Origin of the sequence: Cupriavidus sp. KB_39 (assembly GCF_052114485.1) — a bacterium.
Classification (GTDB): Bacteria; Pseudomonadota; Gammaproteobacteria; order Burkholderiales; family Burkholderiaceae; genus Cupriavidus.
Genome location: NZ_JBFREV010000025.1, coordinates 38,646 through 60,851, shown reverse-complemented (window position 1 = coordinate 60,851; position 22,206 = coordinate 38,646). Strand labels below are relative to the sequence as shown.

The following is a 22,206-nucleotide window of genomic DNA, read 5'->3' as shown; positions in this document are numbered from 1 at the left end:
CGGACYCCSGCACCTGCGCCGCCRGGCCGCATCGCGCACCCGCCGCGTTTGCCTGTTTTTTGGGCAACGCCATGGACACCCTTTCCAATCAAGGGCTTAGCCCGCTTTTCAGGCAGCTTTCCACAACCCGTCCACAGCACTGTCCCGCGCCAATGTGGAAAGCCGCACAGACAGCCACGCAGACAGCCACGCAGACAGCCACACGAGCCGCCCGGGCCGGGCCGATGCGCGCCTGAGACAGCACGCGCGCGAGTGTCTTGCCGCGCGYCGAGGGGCGGGTTAGAGTGGCGCCTGCATTTTTCGAGCATTGCCGCGGCGCGCCGGGTCCATCGGTGCGCAACAAAGGCTGCCGCGCATTGGCGGTACCGCACCGGTACCTCGCTGTCCGTTTCGGGTCTGTTGGTTCTGTAGATTTCGGGGGTCCACGTGTTTTCCATCATTCAAGCGGCCGGCTGGCCGATCTGGCCACTGCTGCTCGCCTCGATCATTGCCCTCGCGCTGATCGTCGAACGTTTCCTCACCCTCAAGCGCAGCAAGGTGCTGCCGGCCCGTCTGTACGAGGAGGCCCTGTCGGCCGCCCAGCAGCGCAAGGCCACGCCCGAGGTGGTGAACAATCTCGAGAAGAATTCCCCGCTGGGCCGCGTGCTGGCCGCCGGCCTGCGCCATGTGGTGCTGCAGCCGCATACCTCGCGTGACGCCGCCAAGGATGTCGTCGAGGAAGCCGGCCGCGTCGTGGCGCATGAGCTGGAGCGCTACCTGAACGCGCTCGGCACGATTGCCTCGGTGGCCCCGCTGATGGGCCTGCTCGGTACCGTGATCGGCATGATCGAGATCTTCGGCAGCCAGGGCGGCACCGGCGCCAACCCAGAACAACTGGCGCACGGCATCTCGGTGGCGCTGTACAACACGGCTTTCGGCCTGATCGTGGCCATTCCGGCGCTGATCTTCTGGCGCTACTTCCGCCGCCGCGTGGACGACTACGTGGCCGAACTCGAATTCCGCGCCACCACGTTCCTCGACGCGATCCTGCCCCAGCGGCGGGCCTGAGCCGCGGGGACGCGCCATGCATTTCCGTTCCCGCCAGCGGCGCGAGGAGCCCGAGATCAACCTGATCCCGCTCATCGACGTCCTGCTCGTGATCCTGATCTTCCTGATGATCACGACCACCTATTCGCGCTACACCGAGCTGCAGATCCAGCTGCCGACCGCTGACGCCGAGCGCGCCCAGCAGCGGCCGAGCGAGATCGTCGTGTCGGTCTCGGCCCGTGGCGTCTACTCGGTCAACAAGCAGGTGCTCGAACAGAAGGACGTGACGAGCCTCGCCGATCAGCTACGCAACGCAGCSGGCCCCCTCGGCAATGGCCCGCCGCCCGTGGTCATCGTCAATGCCGATGCCCAGGCGAGCCATCAGGCCGTCATCAATGTGATGGAGGCCGCACGTGTGGCCGGCCTGTCGCGCCTGACCTTCGCCACGCAGAGCACGCAGCAACGCTGACCTGCCCCGGTATACCCGGCGGCCCACGCCCAAAGGGCGCCGGGCCGCTGGTGTACCATCCGCACCGGGCTTGCGGCGTGCGCCGCGCAATGCCCATAATGTCTGCATGCCGATCGATGGCGCGCCAGCCGGTGCGCCATCGCCGATTTCCGTCCGCCCTATCGTCGCCTCCGCCGCCCGCATGCCCGCTCCCCGACACGCCGTAGCCGACTTCGTCACCGCCCAGTGGCAGCGCCGCGGCTGGTTCGCGCGGCTGATGTGGCCGGCCTCGCTGCTGTTCGGCCTGATCGCCCGGGTGCGCCGGCACGGCTATCTCAACGGCTGGTTCAAATCGACCCGACTGCCGATGCCGGTGATCGTGGTCGGCAATGTCACCGTGGGCGGCACCGGCAAGACACCGGCCGTGATCGCGCTGGCGCGCGCGCTGACCGAAGCGGGGCTGCGGCCCGGCGTGGTCTCGCGCGGCTATGGCGTGTCGCTGAAGCATCCGCGCCGCGTGAAACCCACCTCGCAGGCCAGCCAGGTGGGCGACGAACCGCTGCTGATCGCGCGCGCCACCGACGTGCCGGTCTGGGTCTATCCGGACCGCGCGCTGTGCGCGCAGACCATGYTGGTGTCCCACCCCGGCGTGAACGTGCTGCTGCTCGACGATGGCCTGCAGCACTACAAGCTCCAGCGCGACTTCGAGATCGTGATGTTCGACACCCGCATGGGCGGCAACGGCATGCTGCTGCCGGCCGGCCCGCTGCGCGAACCGCTGACCCGTCCGCGCGACGCCACGCTGATCAACGACCCGCACTTCCGCGCCACGCCCGACAAACCCGATGTCTACGGCATGCGCCTGGAACTCGACGACGCGTGGCAACTGAACGACCCGACCATGGTGCGCCCGCTCTCCACCTTCGCGGGGCGGCGCGTGCTGGCCGCGGCAGGCATCGGCAATCCGGAACGGTTCTTCGCCAGCCTGCGCGGCGCCGGCCTCCAGCCCGCCACGCTGCCGCTGCCGGACCACTACGACTTTGCCGAGGACCCGTTCGCGGACCACCCGGCGGCGCTCGATGCCGACGTCATCCTGATCACCGAAAAGGATGCCGTAAAATGCGACCGCTTCGACGACCCGCGCATCTGGGTTGTCCCCACCACGCCCGTGATCGACGCGGGCCTGATCGACAAAATCCGCCGCGCCGTGCAGGCGCGCAACCCGGCCATCGCCACGCCCGTCACCGTGGGGCAAGCCGCCCCCGCAGCAAACGGGGCGACGACCGGGCTCGACAAGGAATCCCACGATGGACAACCGGCTGCTTGAAATCCTCGTCTGCCCGCTCTGCAAGGCCAAGCTCGAATACGACCGCGCCGCGCAGGAACTGATCTGCCACGCGGACAAGCTGGCCTACCCCATCCGCGATGGCATTCCGGTCATGCTGGCCGATGAAGCGCGCCAGACCGTGCCGGGCCGCGTGGTGCCCGTGGAGCCGTCCGCCCCGGCCGCCGGCAACTGAGTTTTCCCGCGATGCGTATTCCCGCCTTCACCGTCGTGATTCCGGCCCGGCTCGCCTCGACGCGCCTGCCGAACAAGCCGCTTGCCGATATTGGCGGGCACCCGATGATCGTGCGCGTGGCCGAACGCGCCCACGCCTCGTCCGCGCGCCGTACCGTGGTGGCCACCGATGCCGCCGCCGTGGCCGAAGCCTGTGCCGCGCACGGTGTGGAGGCGGTGATCACGCGCGCCGACCATCCGTCCGGCACCGACCGCCTCGCCGAAGTGGCCACCCTGCTGGGCCTGGCCGACGACGACATCGTGGTCAATGTGCAGGGCGACGAACCGCTGATCGACCCGAACCTGATCGACGAGGTGGCGCTGTATCTGGCCGCCCATCCCGATTGCGCGATCGCCACGGCGGCGCAYCCGCTCGATGACGTGGCGGAGGTGTTCAATCCGAACGTGGTGAAGGTGGTGTGCGACAACCTCGGCCGGGCGCTGTATTTCTCGCGCGCGCCGATTCCGTGGGCGCGCGACGCCTGGACCGCCGTGCCCACGCAGCCGGCGGCCAGCGCCACCGTGCCGCTGCCGGCCATGCCGGTGCTGCGCCATATCGGCCTCTATGCCTACCGCGCGGGCTTCCTGCGCCGGTTTCCGACGCTGGCCGTCGCCCCGATCGAGCAGACCGAGGCCCTGGAGCAGCTACGCGCGATGTGGCACGGTGAGCGGATCGGCGTGCTGGTGACGGGGGCAGCACCTGCCCCCGGTGTGGACACCCAGGCCGACCTCGAACGCGTGCGCGCCCTGTGGGCCAGCAGCGTGGCGCAGGAAGGTCCGTGACAGCATTCCTGCACGGAAGTTCATACTGCTGCAACYTGAACGGAATCCGAACCGTACTGCCCGTGGCATAATGCTTGCCGATACAGAGCCCGTGGGCGCGTGCTACGCGTCCGCAYAAGGCTCGGTGGGGAGATAGAGAAAGCGAGCCAGACCGTGAGCCCCGCTGCCTTCGGCAGCCGAGTGCGCCCGGGCGCCAACCATGACGTGACGTCGGCACGACTTGCCGGCGTAAGTCCTGCGTCAAGTTGCGGCGTTACCCTCCTTCGATACCCCCGCAAGACCGAATTCAAATTGTTCTGAGGACCCGTAAATGCGTTTGATCCTGTTGGGCGCACCTGGCGCCGGCAAAGGCACGCAAGCCAAGTTCATCTGCGAAAAGTTCGGCATTCCGCAAATCTCCACGGGCGACATGCTGCGCGCCGCGGTGAAGGCCGGTACGCCGCTGGGTATCGAAGCCAAGAAGGTGATGGACGCGGGCGGGCTGGTGTCCGATGACATCATTATCGGCCTGGTCAAGGACCGTCTTAAGGACTGCGACTGCGAAAAGGGCTATCTGTTCGATGGCTTCCCGCGCACCATTCCGCAGGCCGAGGCGATGAAGGAAGCCGGCGTGGCCATCGACTACGTGCTGGAGATCGACGTGCCGTTCGACGCCATCATCGAGCGCATGAGCGGCCGCCGCGTGCACGTGGCTTCGGGCCGCACCTATCATGTCAAGTTCAACCCGCCCAAGCAGGACATGCTGGACGACGTGACCGGCGAAGCGCTGATCCAGCGCGACGACGACAAGGAAGAAACCGTGCGCAAGCGCCTGGACGTGTACTCGCAGCAGACCCGTCCGCTGGTCGACTACTACTCGAACTGGGCCGCCAACGGTGACGCGTCGGCCAAGGTGTCGCCGCCCAAGTACCGCAAGATCGCGGGCGTGGGCGATGTGGACAAGATCACGGCCTCCGTGTTCGAAGCGCTGAAGTAAGCGCACCGCGCCGCTGTACCGAGAAAGGCGACCTCCGGGTCGCCTTTTTTTCGTCCGCGCGTTCGTTTTTTATCCGCAGGCTTTCCCATGACGGTCGATTTACGTTAACGTAAACGGCAATCTGACCACAGGAAACCAAGGAGACAGGCGGATGGACATCCAGAACAACGTATTCATCGTTACCGGCGGCGCATCGGGACTGGGCGCGGGCACCGCGCGGATGCTGGCGCAAGCCGGCGGCAAGGTCGTCATCGCCGACCTGAACGAGGCGGCCGGGACCGCGCTGGCCGAGGAATTGGGCGGCCAGTTCGTGAAGTGCGATGTGGCGTCCGAGGTGGATGGCCAGGCGGCTGTCGACGCCGCGCTGAAGCTKGGCCGGCTGGCCGGGCTGGTCAACTGCGCGGGGATCGCCGTGGCGGCCAAGACCGTCGGCAAGGATGGCCCCCACCCGCTCGCTTCGTTCGAGAAGACCGTGCGCGTGAACCTGATCGGCACGTTCAATATGATCCGGCTGGCCGCTGCCGCCATGGTGCGCAACACGCCCGACGCCGATGGCGAGCGCGGCGTGGTCATCAATACCGCCTCGGTGGCGGCGTACGACGGGCAGATTGGCCAGGCGGCCTACGCGGCGTCCAAGGGCGGCGTGGTCGGCATGACGCTGGCCATCGCCCGCGACCTGGCGCGCGACGGCGTGCGCTGCATGACCATCGCCCCCGGCCTGTTCGAGACCCCGATGCTGATGGGCATGCCGCAGGAAGTGCAGGAYGCGCTCGGCCGGATGGTGCCGTTCCCTCCGCGTCTGGGCCGTCCGGCCGAGTATGCGAAGCTGGTGCAGGCCATCGTCGTCAATACGATGATGAACGGCGAGGTGATCCGCCTCGATGGCGCAATCCGGATGCAGCCGAAGTAAGTACCGACGCTACCCGGCCGTCGGCAGCAGCATGCCGAGCATCAGGCCCGGCGCGGCCGGCGGCACCATCGTGATCTGTTCGAAGGCAAGCAGGCCGCGCGTCGGGTGATGAAACCCGCGCCGGCCGCCCTGGCGCTCCTCCACATCCTGCGAGGCCCAGGCCGCGCGAAACGCCGCGCTCTCCGCCCGCAATCCCTCCACCAGCGCCCGCGTCGGCGGGTCTTCGGCATGGCGCAGGCTGTGCACGCGGAACTCCGCCACCAGCCGCGCCGCCCGATGCGGCCAGTCCTCGACCAGTGCCTGCAAGGCCGGCGACAGGAACATCGCACGCATCAGGTTGCGCTCCGTACTGCCGGGATCGAGCCAGCCGACGAACAGGTCGGCCGCCGCCGCATTCCACGCCAGCGCATTCCATTGCCGATCAAGCAGATAGGCGGGGCCGGCGATCGCATGCACGCTGGCCAGCAGCGCGGGCGGCACGGCCGGCTCGGCGTCATCGCGCGGGGCGGGACGGCCCGCCAGCGCGAACAGGTAACCGTGCTCGGCGCGCGAGAGCCGCAGCGCCTGGGCCAGGCTGGTCAGCGCACGCGCGGACATCGACACCGGCCGGCCCTGCTCCAGCCACGTCACCCAGGTCGCGCTGAGCCCGGCCAGTTGCGCGACTTCCTCACGACGCAATCCAGGGGTGCGGCGCCGCCGGCCGGGCGGCAGGCCCACATCGGCAGGCGTGAGGCGCTCCCGGTGGGCGCGCAGGAAGGCGCCAAGTTCGGCTTCGCGCGATGAAGGGGCAGATGGCTCGGACATGGTGGTGCTTCTTATACCAGGATAAATCGGTCACTTGTACCGGGAAAACGTGCCGTCTACAGTACGTGAACCCTTGGGCCCAAGGCAAGTCTTCCCCCGTCCAAATAGAACAATGAGGCACCCCATGCAACAGCAGGAACTCGTCGCGGCGCAGTTTGGCGCCACCGCGCAGGCTTATCTCACCAGCGCGGTCCACGCCCAGGGCGCGGATCTCGATCAACTCAAAGCCGCCCTCGCCCACCTGAAGCCGGTGGGCCATAGCCGCGTGCTCGACCTGGGCTGCGGCGCCGGCCATGCCAGCTTCGCTGCGGCGACGCAGGCCAATGCGGTAGTCGCGTACGACCTCTCGCCGTCCATGCTCGACGTGGTGGCGGGCGCCGCGCGTGAGCGAGGACTGACGAACATCACCACACAGCAGGGCGCGGCCGAGACGCTGCCGTTCGCCGATGCCAGCTTCTGCGCCGTGGTCTCGCGCATGAGCGCCCATCACTGGCGCGACGTGCCCGCCGCGCTGCGCGAAATCCGCCGCGTGGTAAAGCCGCAGGGCAAGCTGGTGATGATCGATATTGCCGGCGCCGACGATCCGCTCTGCGATACGTGGCTCCAGTCGGTGGAGTTGCTGCGCGATCCGTCACACATCCGCGACTTTTCGCCGACGCAATGGGCGGCGCTGTGCGAAGCGGCGGGATTCGATGTGACGGTGTCACCGACCTGGCGGATCGAACTCGATTTCGATACCTGGGTGGCGCGCATGCGCACGCCCGAGGTGGCGGTGGCCGCCATCCGCCATCTCTGGCAGCAGGCGCCCGCCGAGGTGCGCGAGCGCTACCGGGTGCAGCCAGACGGCAGCTTCTCGCTGGAGGCGACCATGGTGACCGCCACGCCGCGCATCGGATAAGGCTGTTAACTAATTAGTCAGGACCGCTTCGGCCGGAATCGGCAGCGTCTGGACCATCTGCCAGACCGCTGCCGCCGCCGGCGAGAGCGAGCGATCCTCGCGCCGGACCATGACGATGCTGCGCTCCTCGCGCGGCGTGAGCGGGCGCGACACCAGCGGCGACGCCTCCGGCAGCGGCAGTGAGAACGACGGCAGCACCGACGCCCCAATCCCCGCCTCCACCATTCCGAACACGCTGGCCGAATGGCCCAGCTCCTGCACCACATGCGGCGCCACGCCATGGCGCGCGAAGATCCGGTCGATCAGCGGCCGGCTGCCGGACGCGAAATCGAGCAGCACCAGCCGTTGACCGTGCAAGGCGGTCCATGAGACCGATTTGGCGTCCGCCAATGGGTGATCCCGGCGGCACACGAAGCAGAAGGGATCGGTCGCCAGCGGGGCGATGGTCAGCCCTTCCCGCGCCATCGGATCGATCAGCACGCCGAAGTCCACCGCGCCGGCACGGATCTGTTCAAGGCCATCGGCCTGCACGTTGTCACGCACGAACAGGCGGATTTCCGGGTACTGGCGTGCGCATTCCGCCACATACATCGGCATCAGGCGGGCGGAGATGGTGGGTGCGCTGGCGATCACCACGCGGCCTCGGTAGCGCTCGCCCAGTTGGCGGGTTTCCTCGAGGGTGTCGTCCAGCTGGCCGAGCAGCCGCTCCAGCGCTGGCACCAGCGCCGTGCCGGCATCGGTCAACACCACCTCGCGCGTGGTGCGATCCAGCAGCCGCACGCCAAGTGCTTCCTCAAGCTCTGCCACGCCCCGGCTCACCGCCGGCTGCGTGAGGCCGACGGCATCCGCCGCCCGGCTGAAACTGCCGTGCGCCGCCACCGCCAGAAAGACCCGCAACTGCCGCAATGTGTAATTCATGCAACGATCAGATGAATCAATACGATAAATGAATTTGCATTCTAGACGCCGTTGGCGTCCAATACCAAGCGGAAACCCTTAAGCACTATCCCCAATGTCTGCCATCCTGACTCCCTTCAAAAAGYTGTACGACTTGATCGACGGCTTCGTCCTGATCATGCTGACCGCGATTGCGGTGGCGCTGATCGCCCCCGAGGTCGGTACCGGTGACGGCCCGCTGCACCTTGGCATTGTCACCAACCTTGGCGTCGCGCTGGTGTTTTTCCTGCACGGCGCAGCGCTCTCGCGCGACAAACTCGTGGCCGGCGCGCGTCACTGGCGCCTGCACGTGTTCGTCCAGGCGTTCACCTACGTGGTGTTCCCGGTGGTGGGCGTGGTGCTGATGTTCGCGCTGCGCGACGCGCTGCCGGCAGACCTGCTGCTCGGCGTGTTCTTCCTGTGCGTGCTGCCGTCCACGGTGTCCTCGTCGGTGGCCATGACGTCGATGGCGCGCGGCAACGTGCCGGGCGCCATCTTCAACGCCACCATCTCGGGCCTGATCGGCATGGCGCTCACGCCGCTGCTGATGGGCCTGGTGATCAGCGCCTCGGGCACCGGCAACATGCCGCTGGGCCGCGCGCTGACTGGCGTGGCGCTGCAACTGCTGCTGCCGTTCGCACTGGGCCAGCTGGCCCGTCCGCTGATCGGCAACTGGCTGGCAAAGAAGAAGCAAATCACCAGCAAGATCGACCGTGGCGTGATCGTGCTGATCGTCTAYTCGTCGTTCTGCGATGCCACGGCCGCTGGCCTGTGGCACCAGTACCACTGGCAGACCATCGGCGCGGTGATGGGTATCGCGGCGATCCTGCTGATCGTGGTGCTCGGCGCCACCACCTTCGTCGCCCGCCGCCTCGGTTTCTCGGTGGAAGACGAGATCACGGCGGTGTTCTGCGGCTCGAAGAAGAGCCTGGCGAACGGCATTCCGATGGCCAAGATCCTGTTCGCGGGCCATCCCGCGCTGGGCCTGCTGGTGCTGCCGCTGATGGTCTACCACCAGCTGCAACTGATCGTCTGCTCGGTGATCGCCGGCCGCTACGCCAGCCGCGACGACGCCCCCGAGGCGCGCGGCACGGCTCGCGCCTGAGCCTGAGCCTCTCCCGCATGACAAAAGCGGCGCCCTCGGGCGCCGCTTTTTGTTTCTGACCAGTACGAAAAGGGCTTACACCGACGGATTCTTCGCCAGCGGCGGGTTCTTCGCGAAGTACGCCTTGATGCCGCGCAGGATGGCGTTGGCCAGCTGCTCCTGGTGCGCGTCGTCGTTGAGCTTGCGCTCCTCTTCCGGGTTACTGATGAAGGCGGTCTCGATCAGGATCGACGGAATGTCCGGCGCCTTGAGCACGGCAAACCCGGCCTGCTCCACGCTGCCCTTGTGCAGCTTGTTGATGCCGCCGATCTCGCCCAGCACGGCCTTGCCGACCTGCATGCTGTCGTTGATCTGCGCCGTGGTGGACAGGTCCAGCAGCACGCGCGCCACCTGGGCATCCTTGTTGCCCATATTGGTCCCGCCGATCAGATCGGCGTTGTTTTCCTTGTTGGCGAGCCAGCGGGCGGCAGTACTGGACGCGCCCCGCTCCGACAGCGCGAACACGGACGCCCCGCGCGCCTCSGGCGACAGGAAGGCATCGGCGTGGATCGACACGAACAGGTCGGCCTGCACGCGCCGCGCCTTCTGCACGCGCACGTTCAGCGGCACGAAGAAGTCCGAGTCGCGCGTCATCATCGCGCGCATATTGGGCTGGGCGTCGATCTTGGCGCGCAGCCGGTGCGCGATCTGCAGCACCACGTCCTTTTCGCGCGAACCCGCCGCGCCGATGGCGCCGGGGTCCTCKCCGCCGTGGCCGGGGTCAAGGGCCACGGTCAGCAGGCGGCGCATCTTGAACTGGCTGGGCGGCGGCACATTGGTCTGGGCCATCGGCGGCGGCACGGGCGGTGCCGAGGGAGCCGAAGGGGTAGAAGGCCTGGGCTTGACCTGCGCGACAGCCGGCGGCGGCGCCGTGGTGGCCGGCGGGAGCTGGTCCTTATCCTCGAACTTGCGCACCAGCGCGCCAATCGCATCTTCCTCGGCCCCGGGCGGCGCGCCGGACACGCCCTCGCTGCCGGCCGGCGGCGGGGTCTGGGCGAAGCGGCGCTGCTTGTCCTCGGTATCGCGCACCAGCTTCCAGAGCGGATCGGGCGGATTCACCGGGTAGAGGTCGAACACGAGCCGGTTGCGATAGTTGCCGATCGGGGCCAGCGTGAACACCTGCGGCGAGACGTCTTCCTTGAGGTCGAACACCATCCGCACCACGCGCGGCCGGTTCTGGCCCACGCGCACGGTCTGGATATAGGGGTCGTTGGTGCTGATCTTGGCCACCAGCTCGCGCAGCGTGGGCGAGAGGTCGAGGCCGTCGATATCGACCACCAGGCGGTCCGGGCTGCGGATCATCTGGTGTTGCGCGGCCAGCGGCGCGTCGGACTCGATGGTCACGCGCGTGTAATCCTCGGCGGGCCAGACGCGCACGGCCACGATGCCGGCGCCGCGTGCAATCTGCGGGCCGACGAGGGTCAGCACCACCGTGCCCGCGCCCAGCCGCGCAGCCTGCGCCATCCACTTGCGCCGGGCCTGCAGCAGTCCGTCGGGTCCATCGGGTCGGTCGGTGGCGAGTCGCTTGATCAGCATGCGTTCAGCAGGATAAGTCCAGTGGGAGTATAGGCCCGCAGCGTGGCCATGCGGGGATCGGCGCCTTCCGGATCGGCGCCCGCGGCCAATTCCAGCGCGCGGATGTCCGATTGGAGCAACACGTGGAGGTCCGGTTCCCCAAGCAGGCTGCCCGCCTTTTCCGGCCATTCGACGAGATTGAACGCCGGCTCGGCGAAACAGTCGCGGAATCCGGCGTCGATCCACTCCTCGGGGTCCGCGAAGCGGTACAGGTCGAAGTGGTAGACGGTGAGGGGCGAGCCATCGGCCCGGGCCACCTCGTAGGGCTCGCACAGCGTGTAGGTGGGGCTGCGGACCTTGCCCGCGTGGCCCAGCGCGCGCAGCACGGCGCGCGAGAGCGTGGTCTTGCCCGCGCCCAGGTCGCCCGAGAGCTGCACATGCACCGTGCGCGGCGGCATGGCCTGCACCGTGGCGGCCAGCGCGGCGCCGAAGCGGGCGGTGGCGGCCTCGTCCGGCAGCGTCAGGATGCGTTCTTCGAGCAGGGGCATTGCGTACAATTCAGGAATGATCGATGTCGCAGCACCCGCCCCCACTGAAATCTCGCCACAGGCGCCACCGGATCTGGCCGCCCTGGCGCAGTCCATGCGTGGCTGGGGCGCGGCGCTTGGCTTCGATGCGATCCGCATCGCCGATGTCGATCTGCGCCACGCGGAAGCGGGCCTGTTGGCGTGGTTGCAGGCGGGCTACCACGGCGACATGGATTATATGGCCAACCACGGCATGCGGCGCGCCCGGCCGGCCGAACTGGTGCCGGGCACGGTGCGGGCCATCGTCGCCCGCATGCCCTATTTGCCTGCCGAAGGCCCTGACGACTGGCGCGGCCACGAACTCGCGCGGCTCGACGATCCGTCCACGGCCGTGCTCTCGCTCTACGCCCGGGGCCGCGACTATCACAAGGTGCTGCGCAACCGGCTCCAGCAGCTGGCGGCGCGCATCGAGCAGGCCATCGGCCCGTTCGGCTATCGCGTATTCACGGATTCCGCGCCGGTGATGGAGGTGGCGCTGGCCAGCCAGGCCGGGCTGGGCTGGCGCGGCAAGCACACGCTGCTGCTGGACCGCGACGGCGGCTCGATGTTCTTCCTCGGCGAAATCCTCGTCGACCTGCCCCTGCCTGCGGACCCGCCCGAGGCCCCCCACTGCGGCAACTGCCGCCGCTGCATCGACATCTGCCCCACCGCCGCCATCCTGGAGCCGTACCGGCTCGACGCCCGGCGTTGCATTTCTTACCTGACYATCGAGCACAAGGGGCCGATTCCCGAGGAATTCCGCGCGCCGATGGGCAACCGCGTCTATGGCTGCGACGACTGCCAGCTCGCCTGCCCGTGGAACAAGTTCGCGCACCGGGCCACGCTGCCCGATTTCGATGTGCGCAACGGCTTCGACGCGCCCGACATGGTCGACCTGTTCGACTGGACCGAGGCCGAGTTCAACCAGCGGCTGGAAGGCAGCCCGATCCGCCGCATCGGCCATGAACGCTGGCTGCGCAACCTCGCCGTGGGGCTGGGCAACAGCCTGCGCGCSGCGGCCGGTACCGATCCGGCGCTGGCCGGGCGCATCCGCGCCGCGCTGCGGGCCCGGCAGGACGCCGCCACGCCGCTTGTGCGCGAGCATATCGACTGGGCACTGGCCCAGGACCCCTCCCCGGCCGCCCCCGCTCCCTAGCTGACCAGCGCCAGCCAGAACGGCGTGGTGACGATGGCGGCGATGGTCATCAGCGAGATCGTCGCCGCCACCATCGGCCCATTGCCGCCCATGCGCACCGCGAGGATGTACGCGCTCGGCGCCGTGGGCAGCGAGGCGAACAGCACCACGATCTGGTACTGGAGCGCCGTCAGCGGCAGGTAGCGGCCAGCCAGCCACGCGAAGGCCGGCATCGCCAGCAGCTTCACGCCGCACCACCACGCCACCGGCCCGATCGCGCCCGTGGCGCCGCGCATCTGGAGCCCGGCGCCCACGGTCATCAAGCCCAGCGCCGTGGAGGCCGAGCCGATCCGGTTGAGCGTCATCGCCACCACTTCGGGCGGATGCAGGCCAAGCAGGTTGGTAATCAGCCCGCCCGCCGTGGCCAGGATCAGCGGATTGCGCGCCAGCTCGCGCAGCAGCCGGGACTCCCCATGCCGCGCCAGCGCCCACACCGCCACCACGTTGCACAGCGGCACGGTCACGCCCACGACCAGCGCCATCAGCGCGAGCCCCTCGCTGCCGCCCAGCCGCGACGCCAGGGCCAGCCCGATATAGGAATTGAAGCGGAAGGCGGTCTGGAGCCCCGAGGCGAAGTCGCGCGGGGCCGGCCGCAGCACGAATTTGACGAGGCAGCCCGTGACCACGCCCAAGAGCGTGGTGGCCAGCGCCAGCCCCAGCATGGCCGAGGTGGAGGAGAAATCGAACCTGGCACTGTTGGTGGATTGCAACAGCAACGCCGGGAACAGGACGAAGTAAACCAGGCGTTCCACGCCGGACCAGAACACGCGGTCGAACGGCGTGTAGCGGACCAGCAGCCAGCCGATCAGGATCAGGCTGAAGTCCGGCACCAGCAGCAATGCTGAAGACATGTCTCTTTAGTTTTTATGCACGACAGACCACCCTTGTGACGCATGCGGCAACCGGGAACGCGGGCGGGGAACCCCCACGGCAGGCACGGCCAAATGTGCAGACTAGGGCAGATACGGATGGGTATTGTTCCAGAACTCCGGCAACATGGCATGCCAAATTTCGTCTTGCCCGCCGCACCCATGAAGGTCCCCGCCCGCCGATCCACCGCTCTCCGCAGACACGCCGCCGCGCTCGCCGTGGCCGTGGGCCTGCTGTCGCCGCTGTCGGCCATCTCCACGCATGCCATGGCGATGGAGATCGAGGGGGTGCGCTTCGACGACGCCACGCGCGTCGGCGGCAAGGAGCTGCAACTGAATGGCGCCGGGCTGCGCGCGGTGTTCGTCATCAAGGGCTACGCGGCCGGGCTCTACCTGCCCGAGCGTTCGCGCAACGCCACCGTGGCGCTGGGCACGCACGGGCCCAAGCGGCTGCAGATCCGCCCGCTGCGCGAGGTGGAGTCCGATGCCTTCGTCAAGGCGCTGAACACGGGCCTGCGCGAGAACCACTCCGAGCCGCAGCTAAAGCTGCTGGCCGACCGCCTCACCCAGCTCGAGCAGACCATGAACCTGGTCGGCACGGCGCGCCGGGGCGATGTCATCAACTTCGACTACGCCCCCGAAAGCGGCACCGTGGTGGCCGTCAACGGCATCCCGCGCGGGCGGCCGATTCCGGGCGAGGACTTCTACCAGGCGGTGCTGCGCATCTTCCTGGGCGAACATCCGGTGGACCGCGAACTCAAGCGCGGCCTGCTGGGCGGCTGAATCCGCAACGCCGCCGGCGCAACGCTCGCCGGCGTTTTATGACCTCCCCGGGCGCGATCCGTCCGGCTTTCAGAACGGGAGACTCTCTTCTCATGCACGCTCGTAAAACCGCACTGACCCTGGCCGTTGCCGCCATCGCCTCGGTGGCTTCCGTGGCGCACGCGCAAAGCTTTCCGACCAAGCCGATCCGCCTGATCATTCCGTTCGCGCCGGGTGGCACCACCGACATCGTGGGCCGTGGCGTGGCCGACCAGATGAGCCGCATCCTCGGCCAGCCCGTGGTGGTGGAAAACCGCGCTGGCGGGGGCGGTTCGATCGGCGCCGACGCCATCGCCAAGGCCCCGCCGGATGGCTACACCATCGGCATCTCCACGGTTTCGACCATGGCCGTGAACCCGGCCTGCAACCCGAAGCTGTCGTACGACCCGATCAAGGACTTCAAGCCCATCACGAACGTGGCCAACGTGGCCAACGTGATCGCCGTGAACCCGAACTTCCCGGCCAAGGACTACAAGGAGTTCCTGGCCGTGCTGAAGGCCAATCCGGGCAAGTACTCGTATGCGTCGTCGGGCACCTGCGGCTTCGGCCACATGCTGGGCGAGCAGTTCAAGGTCTCGACCAAGACGTTCATGGTGCACATTCCGTACCGTGGCGCAGGCCCGGCGCTGAACGACGTGCTGGCCGGCCAGGTACCGATCATGGTGGACAACCTGCCGTCGTCGATGCCCTACATCAAGGCCGGCAAGCTGCGCGCGCTGGTGGTGGCGTGGGACAAGCGCGTGGACGGCCTGCCCAACGTGCCGACCTTCGGCGAAATGGGCCTGAAGGAGCCGAATGACCCGGCCTGGTACGGCCTGGTGGCCCCCGCCGGCACGCCGGRCGACGTGATCGCCAAGCTGAACGCGGCGGCCGTCAAGGCGCTGCAGGACAAGGACTTCGTCCAGCGCCTGCGCACGGCTGGCGCCGAGCCGTCGGGCAACACCCCGGCCCAGCACGCCGCCGAGATCAAGAAGGAATTCGACAAGATGAAGACGCTTGTGAAGGTGCAGAACATCAAGCTGGAGCAGTAAGTACGCCCAAGTGGCCCTTCAGGACCACGAGTTTTGCTCCCTCTCCCCTCAGTGGGAGAGGGTCGGGGAGAGGGGTGGTCCAGCATGCGACCACATCAAGCGGAGCCTTCGGTGTGTTCCAGCATGCAGGCTCCGGCCAGCGCCTGCCCTCTCTCCCGGCCTCTCTCCCAGAGGGAGAGAGGCGCAAACCGCAGCACCGGCGCGAATCGGCATAAAATCCGGGGTCATYACCCCAGCCGTCCRYCAGCCATGTCCCACCGCTTCGATGCCGTCCTGCCCGCGCCTTTCGGCAAGATCGGCGTGCGTGCCGATGGCGAGCACGTCCACGAAATCGTCTACCTGCCCGACAGCTTCGAGCTGATTGCCCCGGCCAGCGCCCTCGCGCGCCGCGTGGCCGCGCAGCTGGACGCCTACTACGCCGACCCCGACACCGTGTTCGACCTGCCGCTGGCCCATCGCGGCACCGCGTTCCAGCGCAAGGTCTGGGACGCCATCTCGGCCGTGCCGCGTGGCGGCCTGACCACCTACGGCACCATCGCCAAGCGCCTGCAAAGCATGCCGCGTGCCGTGGGGCAGGCGTGCGGGCAGAACTGGTTCCCCGTGGTCATTCCCTGCCATCGCGTGGTGGCCGCCAACGGGCTGGGGGGCTTCGCCCATCATGGCGAGGAAGGCTTCCATCTCGGCGTGAAGCGCTGGCTGCTGCGCCACGAGGGCGCGATGCTGCTATGAGCGAGGTTGTGCACGCCGAGGCCCCGGCCGGCACCGATCCCAGCGCCGATCTCGCGCTGGTCGATCGCTTCTGCGACGCGCTGTGGCTGGAAGACGGCCTGTCGCGCAACACCATCGACGCCTATCGCCGCGACCTCGCCCTGCTGGCACGCTGGCTCCACGGCGCCGCCCACGGCAAGCTGCTGGGCGTGGACGACACCCTGCTGTCCGCCTACTTCGCCGCGCGCCATCTGGAGACACGGGCCTCGTCGGCCAACCGGCGGCTCACSGTGTTCCGCCGCTTCTACCAGTGGGCGCTGCGCGAGCACATGATCCAGGCCGATCCGTGCCTGCTGCTGCGGCCCGCCAAACAGCCGCCGCGCTTCCCGAAGACGCTCTCCGAAGCCCAGGTCGAGGCCCTGCTCGAAACCCCCGATACCGACACCCCGCTGGGGCTGCGCGACCGCACCATGCTCGAGCTGATGTAYGCGAGCGGGCTGCGCGTGTCCGAGCTGACCAACATGAAGACCGTGGAAATCGGCCTGAACGAGGGCGTGGCGCGCATCGTGGGCGGCAAGGGCAACAAGGAGCGGCTGGTGCCGTTCGGCGCGCAGGCCGGCGACTGGCTGCGYCGCTACCTGGCCGAGTCGCGCCCCGCSCTGCTGGCCGGGCGCCCCTGCGACGCGCTGTTCGTCACGCAGCGCGGCGAAGGCATGACGCGCCAGACCTTCTGGCACCTGATCAAGAAGCACGCGCGCGAAGGCGGCATCCATGCGCCGCTTTCGCCACATACGCTGCGGCACGCGTTCGCCACGCACCTGCTGAACCATGGCGCCGACCTGCGCGTGGTGCAGCTGCTGCTGGGCCATGCCGATATCTCCACCACGCAGATCTACACGCACGTGGCGCGCGAGCGCCTGCGCGAGCTGCATCTCCACCACCATCCGCGCGGCTAACCCCCTGCCGCGCCGCGCCTCATGAGCAAAGCGAAACACATCTCCGAGACCCCCGCCACGCAGATGCTGCGCCGGCATGGCGTGGATTTCGGCGAGCATCCCTATGAATATGTCGACCACGGCGGCACCGGCGAGTCTGCCCGCCAGCTGGGCGTGCCCGAGCACGACGTGGTCAAGACCCTGGTCATGGAGGACGAGCGCGCGCAGCCGCTGATCGTGCTGATGCATGGCGATTGCTCGGTCTCGACCAAGAACCTGGCGCGGCAGATTGGCTGCAAGAGCGTGCAGCCGTGCAAGCCCGAGGTGGCGCAGCGCCACAGTGGCTTCATGGTCGGCGGCACGTCGCCGTTCGGCACGAAGAAGCGGATGCCGGTCTATGTGGAGGCCGGCGTGCTGGCGCTGGAGCGGATCTATATCAACGGCGGGCGGCGCGGCTATCTGGTCAGCATCGCGCCGGAGGTGCTGACGCGGCTGCTGGAGGCCAAGCCGGTCGAGTGCGCCCTGCCGGACTGAAATCGGATTGAATCGGGGCTGACCCGAGCCTGACTGACACGGACGGGCGCGCTACAATCGCGCCAGCCTGAAACCCCCAAAAAGATTCCCCTGCAATGGTCAACCTGCTATTCGCCGTCGTCGCCTACCTGATCGGGTCRGTGTCCTTTGCCGTCGTGGTCAGCAAGCTCATGGGCCTGCCGGACCCGCACAGCTATGGCTCGGGCAACCCCGGCGCCACCAACGTGCTGCGCACGGGCAACAAGAAGGCGGCCATCCTGACGCTGATTGGGGACGGCCTGAAGGGCTGGTTCGCGGTCTGGCTGGCCCGGCACTTCGGCCCGGGCTACGGGCTGGAGGATTCGGGCGTGGCGCTCGCGGCGCTGGGCGTGTTCCTGGGCCACCTGTTCCCGGTGTTCCACCGYTTCGCGGGTGGCAAGGGCGTGGCCACGGCCGCCGGCATCCTGTTCGCGATCCATCCGCTGCTGGGCGCCGGCACGCTGGCCACCTGGCTGATCATCGCGTTCTTCTTCCGCTATTCGTCGCTGGCCGCGCTGGTGGCGGCCATCTTCGCGCCGTTCTTCTATGTGCTGATGTTCGGCGTGGATATCATCACCGGCGCGGTCTTCGTGATCGGCGTGCTGCTGGTGGTGCGCCACCGCCAGAACATCGCCAAGCTGCTGGCCGGCAAGGAAAGCCGGATCGGCGAGAAGAAGAAGGCTGGCTGAGGGCACCTCGCCAGCCTGACCGCTACTGTCCGTTACTGACCGTTACGCGGCCTGCGCCAGCGCCGCGAACGGGAACACCATCTCCACCCGCAGGCCGCCGTCGGGCCGGTTGAGCAGCATCAGCCGCCCGCCGCCCTGCCGCACCAGGCGGTCCACGATGGCCAGGCCGAGTCCCGAGTGGGCATTGCCRCCACGCGCCGGGTCCAGCCGCACGAATGGCAGCGTCACGCGCTCCATCGCCTCTTCCGGAATCCCGGGTCCCTGATCTTCCACCGTCAGCCGCCAGCCGTCCGGCCCCCGTGCCGTCGCCACGCAGACGGGCGGCGCGCCATAGGCATAGGCGTTGTCGACAAGATTGCCGATGATGCGATCGAGCTGGGTGGCGATCATCCGGAAGCCCTCGCCAGCGGCCAGTTCCAGCACCACGGTGCGGTCCTGCTCCTGCAGCGACAGCGCCAGTTCGCCGATGCGCTTGTCCACCGGCACCGGGCGGGCGGTSGGCTCGCTGCTCTGGGCGAAGCTCAGGAACTGTTCGACGATCGCCGCCATGGAGTCCACGTCGCGGGTSACGCCGGCCGCCGCCTTGGGGTCGGACAGCATCTCGGCACGCAGCCGCAGCCGCGCCAGCGGCGTCTTCAGGTCGTGGGCGATGCCGGCCAGCATCGTATTGCGCTCCTGGTCGATGCGCGCGAGGTCCGCCACCATCCGATTGAAACGCACGATCAACTGGCGCAGCTCATGCGGCCCGCGCTCGCGCAGCGGCTTGACCGCATGCTGGCGGGAAAGCTGCTCGGCGGCCTCGGCCATGTCGCGCACCGGGCGCTGGATCTGCCACGCAATCAGCAGCGCGAAGATGATCGCCACCCCCACCACCAGCACCACGCCGGGCACCATGCGGTTGTCGGGCGGCGGATTGTGCACGAACAGAATCGGCATGGCGATCCACTGCGCGCGCGTGGGCAGCTTGATCCAGAGGCGCGGCGTGGTCTCGTCCTCCAGGCGGATCTGCGTGCCGGCGGGCAGCTGGCGCACGAACTGCTCCACCAGCCGGCGCGGCCGGCCGGGCGCCGGATCGGCCGAATGCTCGTCGGCCTCGGCGGTATCGGCCACCTCGACCAGGCTCGGCAGCGCCACCGGCGGCTTCGCGTCCAGCGCGCGCTCGATACTCTTCAGCTGGAACATCATCTGCTCCACCGAATAGTCGATCTGCTGCTGCCGGCGGTCCATGCGCAGGATGGCCAGCCACGAGAAATGGCTGATGAACAGCACGGCCGCAATCAGCAGCGCCATGCGGCCGAACAGGGTGTCGATCCTCAGCTTCATTGCGGAATGCTGTCCTCGGCTTCGTCAGGCACGAAGGTGTAGCCCCGGCCCCGTACGGTCTGGATATAGCGCGGACGCTGSGCGTCCTCGTCGAGCAGGCGGCGCAGGCGCCAGATCTGCACGTCGATGCCGCGGTCGCTGATGCCGCTGGCACTGCCGTACATCAGCTCGACGATGCGTTCGCGCGAGAGCACTTCCAGCGGGTGGGACAGCAGCAGCTTGAGCAGCGCGAACTCGGTATCGCTGATCTGCACCGACTGGTCGTTGCGCAACAGCGTGCGCAGCCGGAAATTGACGCGGAACGGGCCGAACGCCACCGATTCGCGGTCCTCGGGCGCGGCGGCCGGGCGCGCCAGCTTGCGCCGCAGCACCGCGTTGATGCGCGCCAGCAGCTCGCGCGGCGAGAACGGCTTGCCGAGGTAGTCGTCGGCGCCGATCTCCAGCCCGACGATGCGGTCGATCTCGTCGCTGCGCGCCGTGAGCAGGATCACCGGGATGTCGTCGTTCTTGGCGCGCAGGTTGCGCAGCGCGGTCAGGCCGTCCACCTTCGGCATCATCAGGTCGAGCACGATCAGCGCCGGCCGCTCGCGCTCGAGGCGGGCCTGGAGGCCATCGCCATCGTGCAGGACCGAGACGGCAAAGCCCTGGCTGGTCAGGTACTCGCGCAGGAGGTCGCGCAGTTCGGGATCGTCGTCGACGACGAGGATCTGGGTAGGCTGGTTCGTTCGCATAGCCACATGATAGTCAGGCCGGCAGCGCCAGATGGCGATTTACCCCGACCGTTTTGTTTCCGGAGGTTACACCCGGCGCCATCGTAATCCGATGTAATAAAAGCGGGACGCCACGAAACAGGTGGGATGGCGGCGGCACATTATCCTTCAGGCCATGGCACCGCAGCCGTGCCCGCCTGCGGCATACTGCTGCAACTTCGCCGTCATATGGGGTCATTTGCCCCGATATGCCGAGCAAGCCCGTTGGTACGCCCTTCGTCGTGCCGTCCCCAGGATTCCCGGTCTATGTCCAGCCCCGAACAAGGTCAATCTCTTCCGCCCTCCCCGCCGCGCCGCCCCGGCCCGGCCCGCCGCCGCACCTGGATCGCCGTGGCCGTCATCGTCGTGCTGGCCGGCGTCGGCTGGTACTGGCACAGCCACCGGCAGGCCGCGCAGGAGGCCGGCGCGGCCACCGGCGGCGCCAGCGGCCCCGGCGCGGGTCGCCGCATGGGTGCCAGCGGCCCAGGGGGCCCGGGCGGCCCGGGCGCGCAACCGCGTTCGCCCGTGGTGGTCAACACGGTGGCCCGGCGTGACATGGACGTGGTGCTCAACGGCCTGGGCAACGTGACGCCGGTGACCAATGTCACCGTGCGCGCCCAGGTCTCGGGCCCGCTGCTGAAGGTGCTGTTCAAGGAAGGCCAGATGGTCAAGGCCGGCGACGTGCTGGCGGAGATCGACCCGCGCCCGTTCCAGGCCACGCTCGACCAGGCCGTGGGCCAGCTCGCGCGGGACCAGGCGCTGCTCCAGAACGCCCGGCTGGACCAGCAGCGCTACAAGACGCTGCTGGCGCAGGACTCCATCTCCAAGCAGCAGGTGGATACCCAGGACGCGCTGGTGCGCCAGTACGAGGGCACCGTGAAGACCGACCAGGGCAATGTGGATAACGCCCGCATCCAGCTCGGCTATACCAGGATCGTGGCGCCCAACTCGGGCCGCATCGGCCTGCGGCAGGTGGACCCGGGCAACATCGTCGGCACCRGCGACACCAACGGCATCGCGCTGATCACCCAGATCCAGCCGATTGCCGTGCTCTACACCATTCCCGAAGACAACCTGCCGGCCGTGCTGAAGAAGCTCAACGCCGGCGAGAAGCTGCCGGTGCAGGCGTGGGACCGCCAGGTGCGCAACCAGCTTGGCGAAGGCACGCTGCTGACCACCGACAACCAGATCGACACCACCACGGGCACGGTCAAGCTCAAGGCCATCTTCCCGAACACGGACGGCATGCTGTTCCCGAACCAGTTCGTGAACGTGCGCACGCGCGTGGACACGCTGGTGGACGCCACCGTGATCCCGGTGGCCGCCATCCAGCGCGGCCAGCAGGGCACCTTCGTCTACGTGGTGGGCGATGACAACCAGGTGAAGGTGCAGGTGGTCACGCTGGGGCCGACCGATGGCGCCCAGACCGCCGTCATGAAAGGATTGGAGCCGGGCCAGCGCGTGGTCGTGGACGGCGCCGACCGCCTCAAGGAAGGCATGATCGTGGAAGCCGTGGACCCGGCCGCGCGTGCCGCCGCCACCACGCCGGCCAGTTCGCCGCGCGGGCGTGGCCGGCGCCATGGCGGTGCCAGCGGCCCGCACGCCGGGGCCAGCGATGCCTCCGGAGCGGYTGGGGCGATGGGCGCCTCCGGCGCCGCAGCCGAGCGCCGGCGCCCCCGKGACGSCGACACCAATCCGAACCCGACCACGAACACGCCGGCCAACCCCACCGGCACCGTCGGCCAACGGCCGCAGCAGTAAGCACGGCG

24 protein-coding genes are annotated in these 22,206 nt (G+C 68.4%); 17 read left to right on the top strand and 7 right to left on the bottom strand.

Annotated features, from left to right (window positions below):
• The first annotated feature begins 426 nt into the window (after window positions 1–426).
• The 7 genes from AB4Z27_RS18910 to AB4Z27_RS18880 all read left to right on the top strand — a co-directional run bounded on the left by AB4Z27_RS18910 (window position 427) and on the right by AB4Z27_RS18880 (window position 5,701).
• Entirely contained in the window at window positions 427–1,047 is a 621-nt protein-coding gene (locus tag AB4Z27_RS18910; protein ID WP_092298078.1) for a MotA/TolQ/ExbB proton channel family protein, read from the top strand.
• A gap of 16 nt (window positions 1,048–1,063) precedes the next feature.
• Window positions 1,064–1,495 (top strand): ExbD/TolR family protein, encoded by a 432-nt coding sequence (locus tag AB4Z27_RS18905; RefSeq protein WP_092298076.1) that lies wholly within the window; start codon window positions 1,064–1,066, stop codon window positions 1,493–1,495.
• Between the two features lie 181 nt (window positions 1,496–1,676).
• A complete protein-coding gene (gene lpxK, locus AB4Z27_RS18900) occupies window positions 1,677–2,801 on the top strand; it encodes a tetraacyldisaccharide 4'-kinase (protein WP_441591796.1) in 1,125 nt (374 codons plus the stop codon).
• A complete protein-coding gene (locus AB4Z27_RS18895; protein ID WP_092298073.1) occupies window positions 2,782–2,994 on the top strand; it encodes a Trm112 family protein in 213 nt (70 codons plus the stop codon). The genes lpxK and AB4Z27_RS18895 overlap by 20 nt, the downstream gene beginning before the upstream one ends.
• An 11-nt stretch (window positions 2,995–3,005) precedes the next feature.
• Window positions 3,006–3,815: a 3-deoxy-manno-octulosonate cytidylyltransferase gene (gene kdsB / locus AB4Z27_RS18890; RefSeq protein WP_441591794.1), complete on the top strand. Its 810-nt coding sequence runs from the start codon at window positions 3,006–3,008 to the stop codon at window positions 3,813–3,815.
• 310 nt (window positions 3,816–4,125) lie between these two features.
• On the top strand, window positions 4,126–4,791 hold the full coding sequence (gene adk, locus AB4Z27_RS18885) for an adenylate kinase (protein ID WP_092298067.1): 666 nt from the start codon (window positions 4,126–4,128) through the stop codon (window positions 4,789–4,791).
• Between the two features lie 151 nt (window positions 4,792–4,942).
• Window positions 4,943–5,701 (top strand): 3-hydroxyacyl-CoA dehydrogenase, encoded by a 759-nt coding sequence (locus AB4Z27_RS18880; protein ID WP_441645016.1) that lies wholly within the window; start codon window positions 4,943–4,945, stop codon window positions 5,699–5,701.
• 9 nt (window positions 5,702–5,710) lie between these two features.
• Here the strand turns inward: AB4Z27_RS18880 and AB4Z27_RS18875 are convergent, their stop codons facing one another.
• Window positions 5,711–6,505, bottom strand: coding sequence for a helix-turn-helix transcriptional regulator (locus AB4Z27_RS18875; protein WP_441591790.1), 795 nt, complete (start codon window positions 6,503–6,505; stop codon window positions 5,711–5,713).
• A gap of 124 nt (window positions 6,506–6,629) precedes the next feature.
• Here AB4Z27_RS18875 and AB4Z27_RS18870 point away from each other — a divergent pair, with 124 nt between their 5' ends.
• A complete protein-coding gene (locus tag AB4Z27_RS18870) occupies window positions 6,630–7,403 on the top strand; it encodes a class I SAM-dependent methyltransferase (protein WP_092298058.1) in 774 nt (257 codons plus the stop codon).
• A gap of 9 nt (window positions 7,404–7,412) precedes the next feature.
• On the opposite strand, the gene AB4Z27_RS18865 is transcribed toward AB4Z27_RS18870, so the two are convergent.
• The gene (locus AB4Z27_RS18865) at window positions 7,413–8,321 is read right to left on the bottom strand and encodes a LysR family transcriptional regulator (protein ID WP_441591788.1); all 909 of its coding nucleotides are present in this window, start codon (window positions 8,319–8,321) and stop codon (window positions 7,413–7,415) included.
• A 94-nt stretch (window positions 8,322–8,415) separates the two neighbouring features.
• Between AB4Z27_RS18865 and AB4Z27_RS18860 the strand changes: the two genes are divergently transcribed.
• Window positions 8,416–9,444 (top strand): bile acid:sodium symporter family protein, encoded by a 1,029-nt coding sequence (locus AB4Z27_RS18860; protein ID WP_092298052.1) that lies wholly within the window; start codon window positions 8,416–8,418, stop codon window positions 9,442–9,444.
• 75 nt (window positions 9,445–9,519) lie between these two features.
• Here AB4Z27_RS18860 and AB4Z27_RS18855 read toward each other — a convergent pair whose 3' ends face one another.
• Both AB4Z27_RS18855 and tsaE read right to left on the bottom strand, forming a co-directional pair.
• Complete coding sequence (locus tag AB4Z27_RS18855; protein WP_092298049.1) at window positions 9,520–11,019, bottom strand: N-acetylmuramoyl-L-alanine amidase; 1,500 nt, start codon at window positions 11,017–11,019, stop codon at window positions 9,520–9,522.
• Window positions 11,013–11,546, bottom strand: coding sequence for a tRNA (adenosine(37)-N6)-threonylcarbamoyltransferase complex ATPase subunit type 1 TsaE (gene tsaE / locus AB4Z27_RS18850; RefSeq protein ID WP_441645015.1), 534 nt, complete (start codon window positions 11,544–11,546; stop codon window positions 11,013–11,015). Before tsaE ends, AB4Z27_RS18855 begins: the two co-directional genes overlap by 7 nt.
• Window positions 11,547–11,562: 16 nt before the next feature.
• Here tsaE and queG point away from each other — a divergent pair, with 16 nt between their 5' ends.
• Window positions 11,563–12,720: a tRNA epoxyqueuosine(34) reductase QueG gene (gene queG, locus AB4Z27_RS18845; protein WP_255370918.1), complete on the top strand. Its 1,158-nt coding sequence runs from the start codon at window positions 11,563–11,565 to the stop codon at window positions 12,718–12,720.
• Here queG and AB4Z27_RS18840 read toward each other — a convergent pair.
• Complete coding sequence (locus tag AB4Z27_RS18840) at window positions 12,717–13,610, bottom strand: AEC family transporter (protein ID WP_092298043.1); 894 nt, start codon at window positions 13,608–13,610, stop codon at window positions 12,717–12,719. The two genes, queG and AB4Z27_RS18840, sit on opposite strands and share 4 nt — an antisense overlap.
• A 180-nt stretch (window positions 13,611–13,790) precedes the next feature.
• Between AB4Z27_RS18840 and AB4Z27_RS18835 the strand changes: the two genes are divergently transcribed.
• The 6 genes from AB4Z27_RS18835 (at window position 13,791) to plsY (ending at window position 18,365) form a co-directional block, all read left to right on the top strand.
• Window positions 13,791–14,411 carry a chalcone isomerase family protein gene (locus tag AB4Z27_RS18835; protein ID WP_255370917.1) on the top strand — a complete coding sequence of 207 codons (621 nt, stop codon included), beginning with the start codon at window positions 13,791–13,793 and terminating at the stop codon, window positions 14,409–14,411.
• A 92-nt stretch (window positions 14,412–14,503) separates the two neighbouring features.
• Window positions 14,504–15,481 carry a tripartite tricarboxylate transporter substrate binding protein BugE gene (locus tag AB4Z27_RS18830; protein WP_441645014.1) on the top strand — a complete coding sequence of 326 codons (978 nt, stop codon included), beginning with the start codon at window positions 14,504–14,506 and terminating at the stop codon, window positions 15,479–15,481.
• Between the two features lie 249 nt (window positions 15,482–15,730).
• Window positions 15,731–16,210, top strand: a complete 480-nt coding sequence (locus AB4Z27_RS18825; protein WP_092298034.1) for a methylated-DNA--[protein]-cysteine S-methyltransferase — start codon at window positions 15,731–15,733, stop codon at window positions 16,208–16,210.
• Window positions 16,207–17,145 carry a site-specific tyrosine recombinase XerD gene (xerD, locus tag AB4Z27_RS18820; RefSeq protein ID WP_092298031.1) on the top strand — a complete coding sequence of 313 codons (939 nt, stop codon included), beginning with the start codon at window positions 16,207–16,209 and terminating at the stop codon, window positions 17,143–17,145. Before AB4Z27_RS18825 ends, xerD begins: the two co-directional genes overlap by 4 nt.
• Before the next feature lie 21 nt (window positions 17,146–17,166).
• Complete coding sequence (locus AB4Z27_RS18815; protein WP_092298028.1) at window positions 17,167–17,658, top strand: aminoacyl-tRNA deacylase; 492 nt, start codon at window positions 17,167–17,169, stop codon at window positions 17,656–17,658.
• Window positions 17,659–17,753: 95 nt separating this feature from the next.
• A complete protein-coding gene (plsY, locus tag AB4Z27_RS18810) occupies window positions 17,754–18,365 on the top strand; it encodes a glycerol-3-phosphate 1-O-acyltransferase PlsY (protein ID WP_092298025.1) in 612 nt (203 codons plus the stop codon).
• Window positions 18,366–18,407: 42 nt separating this feature from the next.
• Here plsY and AB4Z27_RS18805 read toward each other — a convergent pair whose 3' ends face one another.
• The gene (locus AB4Z27_RS18805) at window positions 18,408–19,688 is read right to left on the bottom strand and encodes an ATP-binding protein (protein WP_092298022.1); all 1,281 of its coding nucleotides are present in this window, start codon (window positions 19,686–19,688) and stop codon (window positions 18,408–18,410) included.
• Window positions 19,685–20,419 carry a response regulator gene (locus AB4Z27_RS18800; RefSeq protein WP_092298018.1) on the bottom strand — a complete coding sequence of 245 codons (735 nt, stop codon included), beginning with the start codon at window positions 20,417–20,419 and terminating at the stop codon, window positions 19,685–19,687. The genes AB4Z27_RS18805 and AB4Z27_RS18800 overlap by 4 nt, the downstream gene beginning before the upstream one ends.
• A 285-nt stretch (window positions 20,420–20,704) precedes the next feature.
• Between AB4Z27_RS18800 and AB4Z27_RS18795 the strand changes: the two genes are divergently transcribed.
• A complete protein-coding gene (locus AB4Z27_RS18795) occupies window positions 20,705–22,198 on the top strand; it encodes an MdtA/MuxA family multidrug efflux RND transporter periplasmic adaptor subunit (protein ID WP_441645013.1) in 1,494 nt (497 codons plus the stop codon).
• Window positions 22,199–22,206 lie beyond the last annotated feature (8 nt).